The sequence below is a fragment of the Kitasatospora sp. NPDC053308 genome, assembly GCF_055585785.1.
The window spans coordinates 251,619-267,916 of sequence record NZ_JBVJJY010000011.1; the positions used below are offsets into that span (position 1 = coordinate 251,619).

General features: G+C 69.3%; 15 protein-coding genes and 6 pseudogenes. 14 read left to right on the top strand and 7 right to left on the bottom strand.

Translation table 11 applies throughout. From position 1 onward, the window contains the following. Positions 1–40 precede the first annotated feature (40 nt). From ACZ6Y7_RS24630 to ACZ6Y7_RS24645, 4 genes are read left to right on the top strand one after another with little or no spacing between them, the layout of a single operon-like run. Complete coding sequence (locus ACZ6Y7_RS24630; protein ID WP_465760094.1) at positions 41–1,474, top strand: beta-ketoacyl reductase; 1,434 nt, start codon at positions 41–43, stop codon at positions 1,472–1,474. Beyond that, entirely contained in the window at positions 1,471–2,439 is a 969-nt protein-coding gene (locus ACZ6Y7_RS24635; protein WP_465760095.1) for a spirocyclase AveC family protein, read from the top strand. The genes ACZ6Y7_RS24630 and ACZ6Y7_RS24635 overlap by 4 nt, the downstream gene beginning before the upstream one ends. A 38-nt stretch (positions 2,440–2,477) precedes the next feature. Next, on the top strand, positions 2,478–3,440 hold the full coding sequence (locus tag ACZ6Y7_RS24640) for a spirocyclase AveC family protein (RefSeq protein ID WP_465760096.1): 963 nt from the start codon (positions 2,478–2,480) through the stop codon (positions 3,438–3,440). Beyond that, on the top strand, positions 3,437–4,819 hold the full coding sequence (locus ACZ6Y7_RS24645) for an NAD(P)/FAD-dependent oxidoreductase (RefSeq protein WP_465760097.1): 1,383 nt from the start codon (positions 3,437–3,439) through the stop codon (positions 4,817–4,819). The genes ACZ6Y7_RS24640 and ACZ6Y7_RS24645 overlap by 4 nt, the downstream gene beginning before the upstream one ends. Before the next feature lie 198 nt (positions 4,820–5,017). On the opposite strand, the gene ACZ6Y7_RS24650 is transcribed toward ACZ6Y7_RS24645, so the two are convergent. Both ACZ6Y7_RS24650 and ACZ6Y7_RS24655 read right to left on the bottom strand, forming a co-directional pair. Next, positions 5,018–5,248: a hypothetical protein gene (locus ACZ6Y7_RS24650; protein WP_465760098.1), complete on the bottom strand. Its 231-nt coding sequence runs from the start codon at positions 5,246–5,248 to the stop codon at positions 5,018–5,020. A 12-nt stretch (positions 5,249–5,260) separates the two neighbouring features. Beyond that, a complete protein-coding gene (locus tag ACZ6Y7_RS24655) occupies positions 5,261–5,464 on the bottom strand; it encodes a hypothetical protein (protein ID WP_465760099.1) in 204 nt (67 codons plus the stop codon). Positions 5,465–5,644: 180 nt separating this feature from the next. Here ACZ6Y7_RS24655 and ACZ6Y7_RS24660 point away from each other — a divergent pair. Beyond that, positions 5,645–6,313, top strand: a pseudogene (locus ACZ6Y7_RS24660) (ATP-binding protein); the annotation flags it as partial. Positions 6,314–6,338: 25 nt separating this feature from the next. On the opposite strand, the gene ACZ6Y7_RS24665 reads toward ACZ6Y7_RS24660, so the two are convergent. Beyond that, positions 6,339–6,689 carry a hypothetical protein gene (locus ACZ6Y7_RS24665; RefSeq protein ID WP_465760100.1) on the bottom strand — a complete coding sequence of 117 codons (351 nt, stop codon included), beginning with the start codon at positions 6,687–6,689 and terminating at the stop codon, positions 6,339–6,341. Positions 6,690–6,880: 191 nt separating this feature from the next. Here ACZ6Y7_RS24665 and ACZ6Y7_RS24670 point away from each other — a divergent pair. The 4 genes and pseudogenes from ACZ6Y7_RS24670 to ACZ6Y7_RS24685 form a co-directional block, all read left to right on the top strand. Further along, a pseudogene (locus ACZ6Y7_RS24670) lies at positions 6,881–7,153 on the top strand (AAA family ATPase); the annotation flags it as partial. A 76-nt stretch (positions 7,154–7,229) separates the two neighbouring features. Beyond that, positions 7,230–8,469 (top strand): annotated as a pseudogene (locus ACZ6Y7_RS24675) (IS701 family transposase). Positions 8,470–8,575: 106 nt separating this feature from the next. Then, complete coding sequence (locus ACZ6Y7_RS24680) at positions 8,576–8,731, top strand: hypothetical protein (RefSeq protein ID WP_465760101.1); 156 nt, start codon at positions 8,576–8,578, stop codon at positions 8,729–8,731. 320 nt (positions 8,732–9,051) lie between these two features. Continuing rightward, positions 9,052–9,357 carry a hypothetical protein gene (locus ACZ6Y7_RS24685; RefSeq protein WP_465760102.1) on the top strand — a complete coding sequence of 102 codons (306 nt, stop codon included), beginning with the start codon at positions 9,052–9,054 and terminating at the stop codon, positions 9,355–9,357. A 155-nt stretch (positions 9,358–9,512) separates the two neighbouring features. Here ACZ6Y7_RS24685 and ACZ6Y7_RS24690 read toward each other — a convergent pair whose 3' ends face one another. From ACZ6Y7_RS24690 to ACZ6Y7_RS24700, 3 genes are all read right to left on the bottom strand, one after another. Next, complete coding sequence (locus ACZ6Y7_RS24690; RefSeq protein ID WP_465760103.1) at positions 9,513–9,704, bottom strand: hypothetical protein; 192 nt, start codon at positions 9,702–9,704, stop codon at positions 9,513–9,515. Positions 9,705–9,774: 70 nt separating this feature from the next. Next, positions 9,775–10,689, bottom strand: coding sequence for an IS982 family transposase (locus ACZ6Y7_RS24695; protein WP_465760104.1), 915 nt, complete (start codon positions 10,687–10,689; stop codon positions 9,775–9,777). Positions 10,690–10,755: 66 nt separating this feature from the next. Beyond that, positions 10,756–11,415, bottom strand: a complete 660-nt coding sequence (locus ACZ6Y7_RS24700; protein WP_465760105.1) for a class I SAM-dependent methyltransferase — start codon at positions 11,413–11,415, stop codon at positions 10,756–10,758. Between the two features lie 213 nt (positions 11,416–11,628). On the opposite strand from ACZ6Y7_RS24700, the pseudogene ACZ6Y7_RS24705 reads away from it, so the two are divergent. The 4 genes and pseudogenes from ACZ6Y7_RS24705 to ACZ6Y7_RS24720 form a co-directional block, all read left to right on the top strand. After that, positions 11,629–11,919, top strand: a pseudogene (locus ACZ6Y7_RS24705) (hypothetical protein); the annotation flags it as partial. Between the two features lie 246 nt (positions 11,920–12,165). Continuing rightward, positions 12,166–12,567, top strand: a complete 402-nt coding sequence (locus ACZ6Y7_RS24710) for a WXG100 family type VII secretion target (RefSeq protein ID WP_465760106.1) — start codon at positions 12,166–12,168, stop codon at positions 12,565–12,567. Positions 12,568–12,571: 4 nt separating this feature from the next. After that, positions 12,572–14,332 (top strand): alpha/beta hydrolase, encoded by a 1,761-nt coding sequence (locus ACZ6Y7_RS24715; RefSeq protein ID WP_465760107.1) that lies wholly within the window; start codon positions 12,572–12,574, stop codon positions 14,330–14,332. Between the two features lie 17 nt (positions 14,333–14,349). Then, entirely contained in the window at positions 14,350–14,895 is a 546-nt protein-coding gene (locus ACZ6Y7_RS24720; RefSeq protein WP_465760118.1) for a hypothetical protein, read from the top strand. A 165-nt stretch (positions 14,896–15,060) separates the two neighbouring features. Here the strand turns inward: ACZ6Y7_RS24720 and ACZ6Y7_RS24725 are convergent. Beyond that, positions 15,061–15,363: pseudogene (locus ACZ6Y7_RS24725) on the bottom strand (recombinase family protein); the annotation flags it as partial. Positions 15,364–15,461: 98 nt separating this feature from the next. On the opposite strand from ACZ6Y7_RS24725, the pseudogene ACZ6Y7_RS24730 reads away from it, so the two are divergent. Then, positions 15,462–15,599, top strand: a pseudogene (locus tag ACZ6Y7_RS24730) (exodeoxyribonuclease III); the annotation flags it as partial. Positions 15,600–16,298: the final 699 nt, after the last annotated feature.

The following is a 16,298-nucleotide window of genomic DNA, read 5'->3' on the forward strand; positions in this document are numbered from 1 at the left end:
GGCCCTCACGGCCCGTAGCCTCTTCACCCGCGCCGTCACCGTGATCCGGCAGCTCGGTGAGCGTGCCGCACCGCCCCGGCTGTGGGTGCTGTGGCGTGGGGACGAGACACCGCTCGCGACGGCCGGACTGCCCGGCTTGCTGCGGGTCGCCGCCTTCGAGCACCCCGAGCTGACGCCCAGCAGCATCGAGATCTGCGGCACCACTCCGCTCGACGCCGTCGCCGACGACCTGCTCGCCACCGGCCAGCCGGTCACCGAGATCGCCTGGCGGCACGGCACACGCCACCTCGCCCAGATCCGCCCCGGCCCTGGACCCTTCCGCTCCCCGGTGCCCACGCCGGTACAGCCGGGCGGCGCCTATCTGGTCAGCGGCGGGCTGGGAGGACTGGGCCTGCTGGCCCTGCGCTGGCTGGCCGAGCGGGGTGCCGGACGCATCGTGGCCTGCGGCCGCACCGCCCCCACCCAGACGACCACCAAGGAACTCGAGGCACTGCGCCGTGACACCGGTGCCGATATCCGAGTGTTCCTCGGAGACATCGCCGACCCCCGCACCGCCGAGCAGGCCGTCGAGGCCGCAGCCGACGGCACCGGGAGGCTGCACGGGGTACTGCACGCCGCCGGCGTCATCGAAGACGCCACCCTCACCCGCCTCGACGACGACCTCACCGCGCGGGTCTGGCATGGCAAAGCCGAGGGAGCCTGGGCCCTGCACCGGGCCACCCTCGCCCATGACCTGGACTTCTTCGTCCTCTACTCATCGGTCGCCGGCCTCCTCGGTTCCCCCGGACAAGGGGCTTACGCCTCCGCCAACACCTTCGTCGACGCCCTCGCCGCCTGGCGCCGCAGTCACGGCCTGCCGGCTACCGCCGTCCAGTGGGGAGCGTGGAGCGAGGTCGGCCGCGGCCGGCACCTCGCCCAACGCAAGTTCATCATGATCACACCGGAGGACGGAACCGCCGCCCTCGAAAGGATCCTGACCGAGGGCCACCACCAGATCGGCTACTCCCCCCTCGACACCACGCGGTGGACCGCCCCCTACCCGGCACTACGGCGCTCCACCCTCCTCGCCCCCCTGCTGGCGGGCACACCCCAGACGGAGACGGGCACGTCGGCAGTTCGCGAGGCCGTGCTGGCCGCTACCGGCGACGCCGAACGACGCCGCCTCATCGAAGAGTTCATCATCGACCAGGTACGTGACCTGCTCGGCGGCACCCACCGCCACATCGGAGGGCACACCAGCCTGGTCCTGCTGGGGCTGGACTCCCTCGGCGCCGTCCAGCTGCAACAACGCATCCAGCGCGCCCTGCGCACCGAGATCAAACCGGGCGTCATCTGGGTCAAGCCCAGTGCCGCCGCCCTGGCCGACTGGCTGCTGGACAAAATGGGCCGCCTCCCCGCCACCGCGCTCGGAAAGCCTGCCGTCCCCGGACAACGGACAACCGAGCAGCGCCCACAGGAGGTGCCCGAAGCATGACCACGGCCGGCCCGGACCACGCCACAGCCGCACGCGCCCGCGGACTGCTGTCCGCTCCCCTGACATGGTGGGCGACGGCCGGCGTGCTGGCCCTGGTCACCCAGGCGACAGTGTTCGGACGATGGATCACCGGCGGTGGCCTGCACCCGGTCCCCACCGCCGGCCGTGAGATCTCGCCGACTCAGCAGACGGTGACCTGGATCGGTCAGGCCGGACTGGCCGCCGCCCTGGCCGTGTGCGCGGTGGTGGTCTGGCGCCAGTGCCGACAGGCTCACACGATCACCCTCGATGCGGTGCTCCTGCTCGGCTTCGGCATGTCGGCCTGGCTGCTGCCGGTGTACGGCTGGGGAAACCTGACGATGGTCGAGAATCCGTTCTCGCTCAATGCCACGACCTGGGGGCCCTACCTTCCCGGCTGGACCGGTCCGCTACCCGAGTCGCAGGCCGCGACAGCCAGCACCGTCCTCATGATGTTCCTGACCGTCGTGTGGGTCTGGCTGCAGCGCTGGGCCGTCGCTCGCATCGAGCGCGTGCGCCCACGCTGGGGCATCGGACGGCGGCTGCTGGCCTCGTTGCCCTTCATGGCGGTCGTGTGCGTGCTGCTCGAACTCGTCGCGATCCTGCTGGGCGTCTACGCCTACCCCTTCGCGCCATGGCACCTGTCGGTGTTCGGCGGGCACTGGTACCAGGTACCGCTGGTCAACATCGTGACCATGGTCCTGCAGCCCACCGTCGTGGTACTGATGGAACAGCTGGCCGAAAGGCATGCTCGCACCCCCTGGGTGTTCCGCACCGCTGCCCCTCTGAGCCGGCGCCCTGAGGCGGCACTGCGCGTGCTCGCCGGCATCGGGATCTGCAACGCGATCGCGATGTCCTTCCTCCTGGTGTTCGTCCCGCTGACCGCCGCTGCCGGACACGACCCGCTCCCGGCGGATTTTCCCCATTACCTGTGGCCCCCGCACTAGTCACGATGCCGGCCAGTCCGACGTGGGAGGTACAGAGCGTGACCACGGCCGAGTCCGCGAGCGATACCCGTGCGGCACCCCCGCCCCCGACACCGATCCGCTGGTGGTCCCTGCTCGGTGCAACAGGGATAGTCACCCAGATCATCGTGGTCGGACGCTGGCTGGCTGACGGCGGCTGGCGCCTGCCGGACCGTCCCGCCGGCCCGCCGCACCTGGGCAGCCCCGGGATCACCACCGTCTTCACCCTCTGCTACGCCCCGATCGTCGCGGCCGTGGCGGTCTGGGTGGTACGCGACTGCCGGCGGGAACGGCGGCTGACCTTCCCGGCGATGGTGATGGTGACCGCGCCGTTCGCCATGTGGCTGGACCTGGTGGGGGGCTGGCTCCGGCCCGTATTCGCGTACTACAAGGACGAACCGCTAGCGATGCGCAGCTGGTTTCCCTACCTGCCCGGGTGGCGCGGAGGCCCTCAGGCGGCGACCAATCTCCCCGCACAGGCGCTTCTGGCGTACCTGTCCATGCCCCTGTTCTTCGCGCTCATCCGGCAGGCGGTGCGGTGGACGGCCCGGCGGCCCCGCAGCGGCCGCCGGCACCGCGCCGCAGCGGCGCTGGCAACCAGCGCGGTGTGCGGCGGGGCCGTCATGTTCTCGGGGGTGGCCGTACGGCTCTACGCCTTCGCGGACACTATCCCCGTACTGACGCTGTTCTACGGCAGCAGATTCCAATACCCCCTCTACGACGCGGTGTTCATCGGCGCTTCCTTCGCCGTCTTCGGCCTGCTCTGGTACCACCAGGACAGCGACGGTCTCACCGCGATCGACAGAGGCGCGGACCGCTTCCCCGGGTGGAGCAGGCCCTGGCTCAGGCTCCTGGCCACGGCTGGAGCCATCCAGCTGGCGGTGCTCTGCTACGGCCTGGCCCACTTGCTGGCCGGCCTCGCCGCCTCACCCGCTCCGCCGGACCTGGTGACGCCCGTCCTCTCCACCCAGGCACGGCCGTGACACGGCCCGCGACGCTGCGGCACTGCGTCGTGCTGGGCTGCGGCATCGCCGGCCTGCTCGCCGCCGCGGCCGCCGCCCCGCACGCAGCCCGGCTGACCATCGTCGAACACGACCGGCTCCCGGACGAGCCGGCCCCCCGCCCCGGAGTCCCCCAGGGACGCCACCTGCATGCCCTCCCCTCCGGCGGAGCCCGCGCTATCGAAAACCTGCTGCCCGGTACCCTCGACGCGCTCGCCCGCGCGGGCGCGCACCGCGTCGGCATGCCCGGCCAGGCACGCCTCTACGGCCCACACGGCTGGATGCGCCCCTTCCCGCCCCGGCAACACATCATCGGTTGCACCCGTCCGCTGCTGGAACACGTGATCCGCAGCCAGCTGTTGCAACAACACCCCATCACCATCGTGGACGGAACCGACGCCACCGGCCTGACCGGAAACGTGCATCAGGTCCACGGGGTCCGCACCCGCCACCGCGAAACCGGCCACGAAGCAGTCCTCGGCGCCGACCTCGTCATCGACGCCACCGGCCGCCGCAGCAAGACCGCCCGATGGCTGCAGGACCTCGGCCTGCCCCCCACCCCGTCCACCGTGGTCGATTCCGGGATCACCTACGCCAGCCGCATCGTCCAGGCTCCGCCCGGCCTCACCCAGCAGTACCCGTTCGTCGCCATCCAGGCCGATCCCGCCACACGAGCCCCGGGACGTGCGGGCTTCCTGCTGCGTGTCGAAGACGACCGCTGGTGCATCGCTCTCTACGGCACACGCGGCGCCCCACCGCCCGTCGATGAGAACGGATTCATTCAGTTCGCCCGCAGCCTGCGCCATCCGCTGATCGGCGAACTCATCATGAACACGACGCACCTCACCCGCATCTCCGGGTTCGGCAACACCGCCAACCGGCGCTACCACTACGGCCGGCTCCCCGCCTGGCCCCACGGCCTCCTCGTGATCGGCGACGCCGCCGCCAGCCTGAACCCCATCTACGCCCACGGCATGTCCGTCGCCGCTCACAGCGCGAACGTGCTGCGCACCGCCCTGACCGTCTCGCGCAGTCCACGAACGACGCAGCGAGAGCTCGCCCACGCGCAAGACCTCGCGTGGCTGATCGCCACCGCCTCGGACATCGGCCACCCCGACACCACCGGACCACGCCCGACCTGGCGGCACACACTGCTTCGCCGGTGCATGAACCGCTTCCTGCGCACCGCCAGCACCGACCCCGGCACCGCGGCAGCCTTCGTCGACATCTTCACCCTGTCCGCCCCCCTGTCGGACCTGGCCAAACCCTCCGTCATCACCGCGGCCATCCGGGGTCCCCGCCACCCGCCGCTCCAGACGCCACCCCCCATATGGCGCGATCACTCACAGCCTTCGGCCTGAGGAGGAACGCGGACTGGCACGGCTGCCATCCCCCGCCTCCAGGCACCGCCGCTTCAAACCTCGCCTGCGACCGCACCCGCAGCCCCTGCGATACCTCCCGCACAACCACCCGCCACCCCAGCCCGACGGCGTGTCGGGCGAGCGCCGGGCCGCGACGAGCAGCCCCTCCGCCTGGGGTGGAACGTGCCGCCAATCGTCCTACCGTCCTCGTGCGGCGAAGCTCCACACGGTGGCCAGGGTGATCGCGGTATACCCCACCAGTCCGGCCGACGCGAGCCGGCAGTGCCAGCGGTCCGCCTGTGCGGGGTTGCCGCCGCGCACCGTCCAGCGCCAGGAGGCGACGGTGGCCACGACGGCGAGCAGGACGAAGCCCACAGTGAGCAGATGGAGCCAGTCGATGAGGGTGAGGCCGACCGTGCTGGTGATCACCGTGTTGACCTGCTATAGGTTCAGCATCACCACGAACAGTCCGCCGCCGAGCATGGCGAGGCGGCTCTGGCGGGAGTCCAAGCGTTCTCCCATGCCCAGTTCCCCGGCGTGCGCGGGCAGCAGGAAGGTCGCGGTGGCCACGAGCACCATGAGGAACAGGGGACCGGCGAGTTTCCAGGAGACCGTGGGGTCGTCCCGTGCCAGATCGATCTGCACCCCGATCCTGCTGTATGTGCTCGTGGCCCCCTGCGGCAAGGTTGCGTCACCGAAATTCGTGGGGCAGGTTTGCTCGGCGGGTTCGAGTCGCAAGCCGGTGATCCGCCATCCGGCTGGGCGGATCCCCGTGTTGTAGGCGGAGTTGGCGTTGTCGGGCCGCATCCGGAAGTACCGGCTCTCCAGGCCCACGGCGGCGAGCTCGGACACCTGGACTTCCTCCAGGTCCGCTGCCAGGACGAGATCACCCGCCGCGAGACCGTCGCTTTCCAACGGCGTCTGCAGAAAGCGAAGTTCGAGCAGCAGGTCACCTTGGAGGAGTTCGGCTTCACCGCCTCCCCGAAACTGCCCGCGGCCCAGATCCCCGATCTGGCCGCCCTGCGCTGGCTGCACGCAGGCGAGTCCGAAATTCCGTTCGGGCCGGTCGGCGTCGGGAAGACACACGTGGCCCAGGCGCTCGGTCACCTGGCCGTGCGTCAGGGCGCGAACGTCCGCTTCGCCAAAACCAGCCGGATCCTGGCCGATATGGCCGGCGGCCACGCGGACCGCACCTGGGACAAGCGGGTCCGCGAGCTCGTCCGCCCCGACGTGCTGGTCCTCGACGACTTCGCGATGCGCCAGCCGTCCGCCGCCCAGGCCGACGGCCTCTACGAGCTGATCAGCGAGCGGCAGGGCCGGTCCCTGATCATCACCGGCAACCGGGCCCCCAACGACCGGTATCCGCCCTTCCCCGACCCCGTCGTCGCCGAGTCCCTGCTGGACCGGCTGATCAACAACAGCCACCAGGTCATCATGAACGGCCCCAGCTACGGGCCCAACAAGCGGCCCAAGAACACTTCCGAGGAGGGAAGTCAGCCACGACCACCCTGCTTCGAGATCAGACGCTCGGCACGTAGGCATCCTGGGACTGCGGATCCCACAGGACCAAGCGATATTCCCCGGCCAGCTCCTCGATCACCCTGAGCGCGTCGTCACTCTTGGAGGAGGAGCTCAGATTCATGATCACGTGGTCGATGCCGACCGCCAACGGCGTCGACATCCAGGGCGAGTCCGCCGGACGGGGCGGGTAGTCGGGGAACCGCGAGCGCAGCCGCTCATAGAAACCGACTACCCGCCCATCCAGCTCACCCTCGTCATGATGCGGGGAGTTGCACCGCTCGAACATCGCACGCGCTGCCGCGGCATCAGCCGAAGCGTCCATCGCAAGAACCGCCAGGTCGAAGCTCATGACATCATCCTCCCAGCCTGGCCGCGCTCATCCACAGGCCACCACCGCCCGACTCGGCAACCCCCTCCGCCAGCAACTGGGAAATTACCTGACCGTGGGCGCGGGGAATTACGTGATCGTCCACACCTGCCGGATCACGGTGTTCGACGCCGCCCGGGGGCGCAGCAGGCGCTGGAGCTGGTCGGCGGTAGATCGTGGCCCTCGAAGAGGAGGTGGACCGGCTGGCACAGCCCCCGGCCGGCTACGGCACCTTCCTCGCCATCGTGGACGTGATGGCCTACGAGCGCATCGGCGACATCGTCACCCTCAAGGAGATCCTGGAGGACGGCGAGCGCGCCCTGTTCATCGGCCACGCGCCCGTCCAAGGTGTGCTGCTCTACGGCCCGCCCGGCTACGGCAAGACGCTGATCGCCAAGGCGGTCGCCAACCCAGTCGTCAAGAAGATCGCCAGGCGGAACGGACGACGCGACCAGATCCTAGTACTCCAGTGAGAAATCGTGTCCTGAGCTGGTGTGTTTCGCTGTGCTGGTTATGGTGGGGATGACTGAAGCTGTCTGCTGGCAAGCGGAGTTGGAGTCGTTGTTCGCGCGGGTGGCGGGTCGGTTCTCGCGGGCGGATCTGCGGTGGCGGATGCGGGACTACGTGCGGGGCCTGCTGGCGCCGGTGGGGCGGAAGAACGGCTGGCAGCTGGCGGAGTGGGCCGGTCATCGCGATCCGGCCGGCGTGCAGCACCTGCTGAACGGGGCGCGCTGGGATGCGGACGCGGTGCGGGACGAACTGCGAGCCTACGTCGGTGAACAGCTGGGCAGTGATGGGGTGTTGATCCTCGACGACACCGGATTCATCAAGAAGGGCACGACCTCGGCCGGGGTGTCACGCCAGTACACCGGCACCTCGGGGAAGATCGACAACTGTCGAATCGGCGTGTTCGCCGCCTACGCCACAACGCGTGGCCGAGCCCTGATCGACCGCGAGCTCTACCTGCCGAAGTGCTGGACGAAGGACCGCGAGCGCTGCCGTGCGGCGAAGATCCCCGACGAGCGGGCGTTCGCAACGAAGGGCGAGCTGGCGCTGGCGATCGTGCGCCGCAGCATCGCCGCGGGTCTGCCGGCCGCGTGGGTCACCGCGGACGAGGCCTACGGGCAGGACTGGTCCTTCCGTCGCGCCATCGAGGAACTCGGCCTCGGCTACGTGCTCGCCGTTCCCAAATCGCAGCAGGCCAAGTCCCTGGGCCGGGATCTGGCGCATCGACCAGCTCATGCGTGAAGCGCCCGAGGATGCCTGGCAGAGGGTGTCCTGCGGTGATGGTGCCAAGGGCCCGCGCGTCTATGACTGGGCGGCTGCGAAGCTGCCCGTCATCGAGTTCTTCGACGGTGACGAGCCCAGCCATCGGCGCTGGGTCCTGGCCCGCCGCAGCCTGTCCGACCCCACCGAGATCGCTTACTACCTCGCCTACGCGCCCACCGCGAGCAACGAGGCCGAGCTCGCCCGGATCGCCGGATCCCGCTGGGCCATCGAGGAGTGCTTCCAGGCTGCGAAGAACGAGTGCGGCCTGGACGAGTACGAGGTCCGCCGCTACCCCGGCTGGTACCGCCACATCACCCTCGCCATGCTCGCCCACGCCTTCCTCGCGTCCCTGGCCGCCCAGGCCATCACCCGGGAAACCGCAGAAACGACCCGACCAGCACTGTTGCCCTCACCGTGGCAGAGATCCGCCTACTCCTGGACACTCTCCTGCCCCACCCCTGACCCGAGCGCGACCACCGCCAGCACGCCCTGAACTGGTCCCACTGGCGCAGACGCCACCAAGCCACCGCCCGCCGCTGCCATTACCAAAGAAGAGCCAGCTCAGAGCACGATTTCTCACTGGAGTACTAACCCTGGTCATGGCCGACTACACCGAGAACGGCGTCATCGGTCGCCCGTCGCTCGGTACGGCCGAGAAGGGCAAAGCCATCCTGGAGAGCCTCTCCAAATCAGCAGCCACACACCTGTCGCTCATAGGGAGTAGCCGAGAACAGCCGGGTATCGCTCGCAAGTGAACCCTCGGGCCCCACGGTGCCCCACCGCCGAATTCGCCTGCCTCGCACAGTATTCGACCGTCCGGGGGAAACCCGTGCACCAATCCACGGGTTGAGATTCCCTGCTTGATCACATGGGACGCAGACCGAGAGCTTTTCGAGTGACAGCCTCGGTACCTCAAGAACCCCGTTCGAAGGAGAGACCGTGTTGAACCCGCGCATCAGACGCTCTGTCGTCGGTGACACCCTGGCGCTCGTGCTGGCCTGCGCGCCGGCCATCGGTGTGGCCGGGACGGCCCAGGCAGTCGTGCCCGACATCTGCGGGGGCGAGGCCGCGGACTATGTCGGCAATTTTCACCGGAACCCTCAGCAGGGATGGCGAGACCGTCAACGTCACCGCCACGTTCTCGCCCGGTCTCATCGTCAGGGTCGCCGAAGAACGCACGCAGATCGAACACGCCGTCACCTACAGCTACGCCGTCAGCAGCCACGACGGCGTCGGCATCGCGTTCTTCCAGGCCCCCGGCGGCAAATTCGTCAGCGACCCCGCGATCTGCGGGACCTTCCCCGGAGTACTGGCACCCAACGTCACCAAAATTCCCGGCAGGCTCGGCGACTTCGATATCACTCTGAACCGCACCCTGTAACCAGCCGCCCAGACATGACCACGCACTCGAACATGCCCCGGACGCGCCATAGCCCCAAGAGCGACCACCGACCCCCGGACTGACTAACGCCACGGGACTTCTTGTGGGCTTCCCTCCGAAAGGGTTTGAGAGGCCGCAGGGGTCCCTGTGGCCTCTCAAACCCTTTCGATCGAGGACTCGATGCCCGAGGCACTCCGGGCGGCGGGCAGAGGGGTCCTCTGGCCGCCGCGCCGGGCCTTCCTGGGGTGGGCGGGGCCGCCCTGGGCGCGCATCATGCCGAGCGCGCCCAGGGCGAGCTCCTGCTTCCCGCTGCGGCAGCAACGGCTCAATCCGAGCCCACGCGGCATCCGTTATCTCTCCTCGACCCACCACAAGATCAATTATGAGACACAGCCTAGATGATTGATGCCAAGGGGCTTAGTGGTCATACGCGGTGAGGGAGCGCATGACGGGCTGTCCGGCCTGGTTGTTGTGCCAGATCGCCGCGGTCAACGCGAGGATCCGCTGGAGGACGCGGACCATGACGCCGTCGGGTGTGCGGCCGTTGTGTCGTTCGAGGTCGAGCTGGCCCTTGAAGGTGTCGTTGACGGACTCGATGATCTGTCGCAACGGCTTGAAGAGCTGGGATCCGGCCCGCTCGGGTTCGCCCTTGCGGGCCGGTCGCAGGAGCCGGAGCTCCATCTCGGCGAGCTCACGCTCGAACGTGGCGCCGTAGTAGTTCTTGTCCCCGATCAAGGTCTGGCCGGGGCGGGTGGCGACCAGGTCGGTCTCGGTGTCCAGGATGTCCAGCAGGGCGGTGCGCTCGTCGGCCTTGGCTCCGGTCAGCGCGAACGCGACGGGCAGGCCGTGCAGGGTGCACACGAGGTGCAGTCGCAGGCCCCAGAAGAACCGGGAGTGGCTGGCGCAGTAGCCGTACTCGGCCCAGCCGGCCAGGTCGGAGCGCTTGACCGTCTCGCGGGAGCGGCCGCACTCGATCGGGGTGGAGTCGACCACCCAGACGTTGTCGGTCCACAGGCTCGTGTCGGTGGCCAGCAGCCGGTTGACGCGCGCGATCAGGTCCGCGGCCTTGCGCAGCCGCCTGTTGTAGCCGGACTGCCCGGGAAGGTACGGGAACAGGTGCCGCAGGTGGAAGCGGGCGTAGCGGATCCAGCGGCGCTCGGAGACGTGGCCGAGCAGGGCCTGCATCACCGAGAGCGTGACCAGCTCCGCATCGCTGAGCTGTGGCTCGATGCCGACCTCGGGCCGCCATGGGGCCAGATGCGGCGATTCCTTCAGCAGGTCGTCGGTCTTCACGTAAAGTGCGGTTGCGAGGGAGTCCAAGTCAGTCTTCACACACCGACATTGGGCTCCCTTGTTCTGCTTCGACACGGAACGGGCGCGGTTGGTACCGGTTCGTAGTCAAGCGCGCCGCGCGCGAACGGCCAGGAACGGTGGCAGTCCCGCTCTGTGGGGTTGCGCGGCCGCCACTTGGTCACTCGGGGATGGCTCGGTGAGGGTTTCCAGGGCGAACCCATGCCGGACCAGAGCCGTCAGGTACGTGGACAGCGTCCGGTGCTGGTTGCCGGCCCGGCGGGCGCCTTCAGGGTTGTCCGAGCGCCAGAATCCCTCGGCAAGGTAGTCCCCGACGATCCGTCGAACGGGCCCGGCGGCGGTCTGTGTCCAGGCAGCGTGCGGTGCTTCGAAGCACGGGTGCGGGACCGTGAAGGCAAGCGAGCCCCGTGCCGTCAGCACGCGCCGTACGGCCGCGAGCGCGGCATCGAGGTCGGGCACGTTGTTCAAGGACAGCCCGGCGGTCACCCAGTCGACCGAGTCGGCGGCGACCGTGCCCAGCACGCACCCGTCGTCGACCGCGTAGACCACCGTGCCGGGCCCGGCGGCACCAGCGGCGCGGGCATTTTCGATCATCCGCGGTGAAGGGTCGATGCCCGCGACGGTGGCTCCGCGGGCGGCTACCGCGCGGGCGATGATGCCTTCCCCGCAGCCGAGATCGAGAACACGGGACCCGCCGAGTTCGTCAGGCAGGAGCCTGAGCAGCACGTCGCAGTTGAACTCGTGCATGGCGGAACCGGTCCGCAGCAGTCCCGCATACCAGTCAGCGATGGTGTCCCAGGAGTCAGTCATCAAAACTCGGACGCTACTCGCTCCCTCCAGGACACCACCACTGACTTTCAGCCCCGCCTCAGCCCTTGGCATCAATCATCTAGTCCTGGCCGACATCTTCACGGCCTTCTCGTAGCGCTCCAGCTGGATCGCACCACCTCGGCTGCAGCCGACGGCGCCAGCCGCGCCGTACTCGTTGGCCGGGAAGACCTTCTCGATGTCGCGCTGGGCGATGACGTCGCCGACGGCCTCCCGGTCTCACCGGCGATCCTGCGGCCCGGCCGCCCGGACGTCAAGATCAAGATCGAGCGCCCGGACGCCGAGGCCGCGAAGGACATCTTCTCCAAGTACCTCAAGGAGTCGCTGCCGTTCCACCCGGACGACCTCAAGGAGCACGACGGCTCCGTCGAGGCCACGGTGGCCGCGATGATCCAGTCGGTGGTGGAGCGGATGTACTCCGACCCCGGCCGCGCCCTGCCGCCGTCACCGCCGAATTCGCTTTCAGCCACAATCAACCCTCGGGCAGCCGCAGTTGAGCAGACGCCGGAGGCAGCGGCACCCTACTGAGGCCGCGGCGAGGCCGGTGGGATGCTCACCGCTCCCCGCGCGCCAGTCGATCTTCCTCGGTATCGGATCCATTAGCATGCATTGTTAGTTTTCGAACACACGGGCTGGCCGGTCGTCGGTCCGAACGCATGGGGGGCATGCATGGCAGATCCTGACGCGGGCTTGCAATTCAAAGTCAATCCTGCCGAACTGGACGGCTGCGGACAGAGCGCGCAGCACATCGGGGGCCTGATACCGGGCGAGACGTCGAAGCTCGCGGAGCCGTGCAACCAGGCCGCCGGCACCCTGCAGGGATGGCTGACGGCCGCGGCGGTGCGTGACTGCGGAGCCAACTGGAAGACGCTGCTGGACAAGCTCGCCGGTGACATGGGCGACGTCGGCACCAAGCTCGCCACCACGGCCACCTACTACCGTCAGGCCGAGCAGAACGCCCACAACAGCATGCGCAACCCGGCCGCCCCGGTCCCGGACGAGCCGGACCCGTTCGGCACGACGGTCGTCCCGGGCCCCGTGAAGCCCTCCAGTGCGAAGGCGGCCGAGTAGCCCGATGGACATTAAGACGCTGTACGACGCCAACATCATCAACATCACCATCGCGAAGAACGCCTTCGATACGCTCTACTCGGCGTTCGGCCGGCATATCGAGTCCTGGCAGCACGAGGTCGCCGACCGGCTCACCAACTCGCACTGGACCGGCACCGCGTCCGACCACGCCCAGGCCCGGATCCGCTTCCTGGGCACCGAACTCCAGTCCGCGCACAGTGAGCTGGACCTCGTCGGCAAGGCCCTCGCCAAGGCGGCCGAGCAGTTCGCGCTGGCCCAGTCCCACCTGGTCTACGCCCTCGACGACGCCAAGGCCGCCAAGCTCAACGTCGCTCCCGACGGCACTATCACCTGGGACAAGGAGCCCACGTCAGCGACCTACGCGGGCGCCGGCGCCGAGACGACGGCCATCGCGATCAGCAATCGCATCACCGCCGCGCTCAACGAGGCCGACCACGCGGACCAAGAGCTCAGCGCGCGGCTGAACCACTTCGCGACAAACGCCAGCAACGGTACCGGCCTGGACGCCGCCACCGTGGCCCAGGACCTGGCCGCCCAGACCGGACGCGAGCAGATACCGCCCGCCGGCACCGAGCCCGCCGGCGTCAAGAAGTGGTGGGACGGCCTCACCGACACCGAGCAACAGAAGTTCATCCACGAGCACCCCGACCAGATCGGCAACCTCGACGGCGTACCCGCGGCCGTCCGCGACCAGGCTAACCGGGTCAACCTGAGGAACCTGATCAAGGACCGCGAGACCCAACTCGCCAACCTCGGCCCCGAGCCAAAGCAGTACCTGGACCCCGCCGAGACCAACGGCGGGCCAGTGGAGAACCCCGACTACACGGAGTGGAAGCGCAAGCACGACGCCCTGCAGGAGAAGCTCGCCGGCTTCCAGTCCATTCAGAAGCGGCTCGACGGCAAATTCGACGACGGTGGCGGGCCGGGCTCCGAGCCGCCGCTGCTGCTGCTGGGCATCGGCGATCAGGGGCAGGGCCGGGCGATCCTGTCCTGGGGCGACCCGGACAAGGCCAAGAACGTCTCGTCGTTGGTGCCGGGGCTGAACAGCACTCTGGCGGGCGTCGGAGCGGGCGACGCCTCCACGGCGAAGCGCATCTACCAGTCAGCCACGACCGCTGCGACGGCCAACGGTGACGTGCCCCCGAGCGTCGCGTCCGTGTTCTGGCTGGGGTACGACGCCCCGCAGCTGGAAGGCACCGGTTCCTCGGTGCTCATGCAGGACCGGGCGGAGGAGGGCGGAGCCGCGTACAACAAGTTCCTCCACGGACTCCGGGCCACCCACGAGGGCGCGCCGGCACACATGACCGCGCAGGGGCACAGCTACGGCTCCCTGGTGGTCGGGAAAGCGACCCAGCAGCCCGGTGGCCTGCCCGTCGACGACATCGTCCTGGTCGGCAGCCCGGGAGTCGGGGTGGACAAGGCATCGCAGCTCGGGATCGGTGCGGATCACGTGTACGTCGGCACGGCCAAGTACGACCCCGTCGCGATGGCGCCCGCGCCCGGGATGTTCGTTCCCGGTTGGGCCGCGGTCGAGTCGATCACGAATCCCGACGGGTTGTGGCACGGGACCGACCCGGCGAGCCAGAGCTTCGGCGGGCAGCGCTTCTCGGTGGCGGACGGAACCGTGACCGACTCCCACGACAACTACTTCGGGAAGCACGACAAGGGCGGCGACTCGCTCTCCAACATCGGGAAGATCGTGAGCGGCCACGGGAACACGATCACCCGGGAGGACCCGAGGTGAGGGCCGCGGTATGGCGCGTGACCGTGCCGGCGGTACTGCTGGCACTCCTGGTCGGCTGGTACACCTGGCCGGAGTCCTCGGAACCCACCGTGCCGGTCGAGCAGGCGCAGCACCGGATCGAGGCCGAGCTCGCCGACGTCGCGGGGGCCTTCCACCCGGGACTCCAGTGGACCGAAACGAGGTATTACAGCCTGGCCGACACCACTGGGTTCTGCGGTACCCAGGGATGCAAGAAGACCGGCCGCGCGGAATTGCTGGCCGAGCAATGGGGCCGGGTCCGGATCGGGCCGGGGAAACAGAATGAGCGGCTCGACGAGGTGCAGAAACTGTGGACCGCGAAGGGGTACGCGGTTCGACGTGAGCGGCGGCTGCTGGAAGTGAAGGATTCGCAGCAGCACCTCCAATTCCTGATGGGCGCGGACGGCTGTGCCGAGCTGCATGTCTCCGTGGTCGACGTCGCCGACACCACCGAGCCCGACGGCTCGGGCGGATTCGCGCAGGGGCCACCGGAGTCCATCAAGGCGGAGTGCGCGACGGTCGACGACCCCTACTGGTCGCACTGACACCGGGAGCCCGCCCGGCCCGGCTTCCTCGGGCCGGGCGGGCTCGATGCCAGCATGAGGAAGACCTTGGCCAGCTCGTTCCCGAACGACGACTCCCGGCCCTCCCGGTAGTCCAGGGTGATGCCGTCGTCGGTGAAGACGAGGACCTTGTGGTTTCTCCTCCGCCCAGTGGGCCACGTCCGCGCAGTCCTTGGCCGAGCGGAACGCCCGGTCGACCTTCGTCCACACCATCGCGTCCCACTCGCCCTGCCGCTCGGTCAGCCACGGCCCCAGGTCCGGACGCTTCCGCGGGGTGATCTCCGCGGAGACGTCCAGGTCCTCGAACGACCCGACGATCTCCCACTCCTTCGAGACCGCATGGCGCGTCTCCGACTCCGCCTGCACCAGGTGCGAGACCTCGCCCTCGTCCCCGTGCGTGTCCGACACACGCGAACCCACCACCGCCCGGACCGGCACCGAAGCCGTCATGATGCTCACAGGAGGCCCCCTACCGCCCCGGCCAGCGGGAACCCTCGAACAACCCGCACTCGAACGGGTGAACCTTTTTCGAAAAGGTGTCGTTCCGCTGGCGCATCGACCTCCAGGTCACCACCCCCGGCCTCGCCGCCAAGGCCGTCGAGGCCTACGTCGAACGCGCCGCCACCCACGGCGAGCGCTGGTCCGACCACGCGCCCGTCACCGTGGTCTTCGACCACGAGTTCTGACCGGGAGAGCCCGGCCCCTGCCGTCGCGGCGCACGGCAGCAGGGGCCTCCCGGCGCCGACGTACAGCCCCGGCAGCCTGGTGCTGATCGAGCACAAGCGCACGAGCGGCGAGTCGGTCCTCGCCCAGGGATGTTCTACCCCTCGTGGCCGGCGGAGGGCTGCGCCGAGAGGGCTGCGCCGAGTTCGAGGCGCTCGTCGCGCAGCGGCTCGGCGCCACAGTCGCCGAGCAGGTGGACGGGAGCAACCCCGCTGCAGCACTACGTCGCCCACCGCCGCCGGCGGAACTTCGCCTGCGTCCGGGTGCCGGCGCAGGCACAGGCCCTGCCGTCTTCCTGCGCGTCGACCCGACGACGGTCCAGCTGGTCCCGGGCTGGACCCGGGACGTCCGGAGGATCGGGCACCTCGGGACGGGCGAACTGGAGGTCCGGATCGGGTCGGTGGCGGACCTCGATCGGTCGATGGAGCTGCCGCGCACGAGCCACGCAGCCGTCGCGTCGTCCATCAACGGCGATGGGCCGCACCCCTCGAGGGGTGCGGCCCATCGCCGTCGGTCTGCCCGCTCCTCGTCCGAGGGCCGGCGCCGCGGGCCGGCCCGTGCGGTCGCGGTGTGGGTGGTGGTCAGCGGCTGGTGCCGCCGGTGCCGGACGGGCCCTGCCAGGCTCCGTTGCTCACCCAGTCGTTCGCGATGCTGCCGTAGGT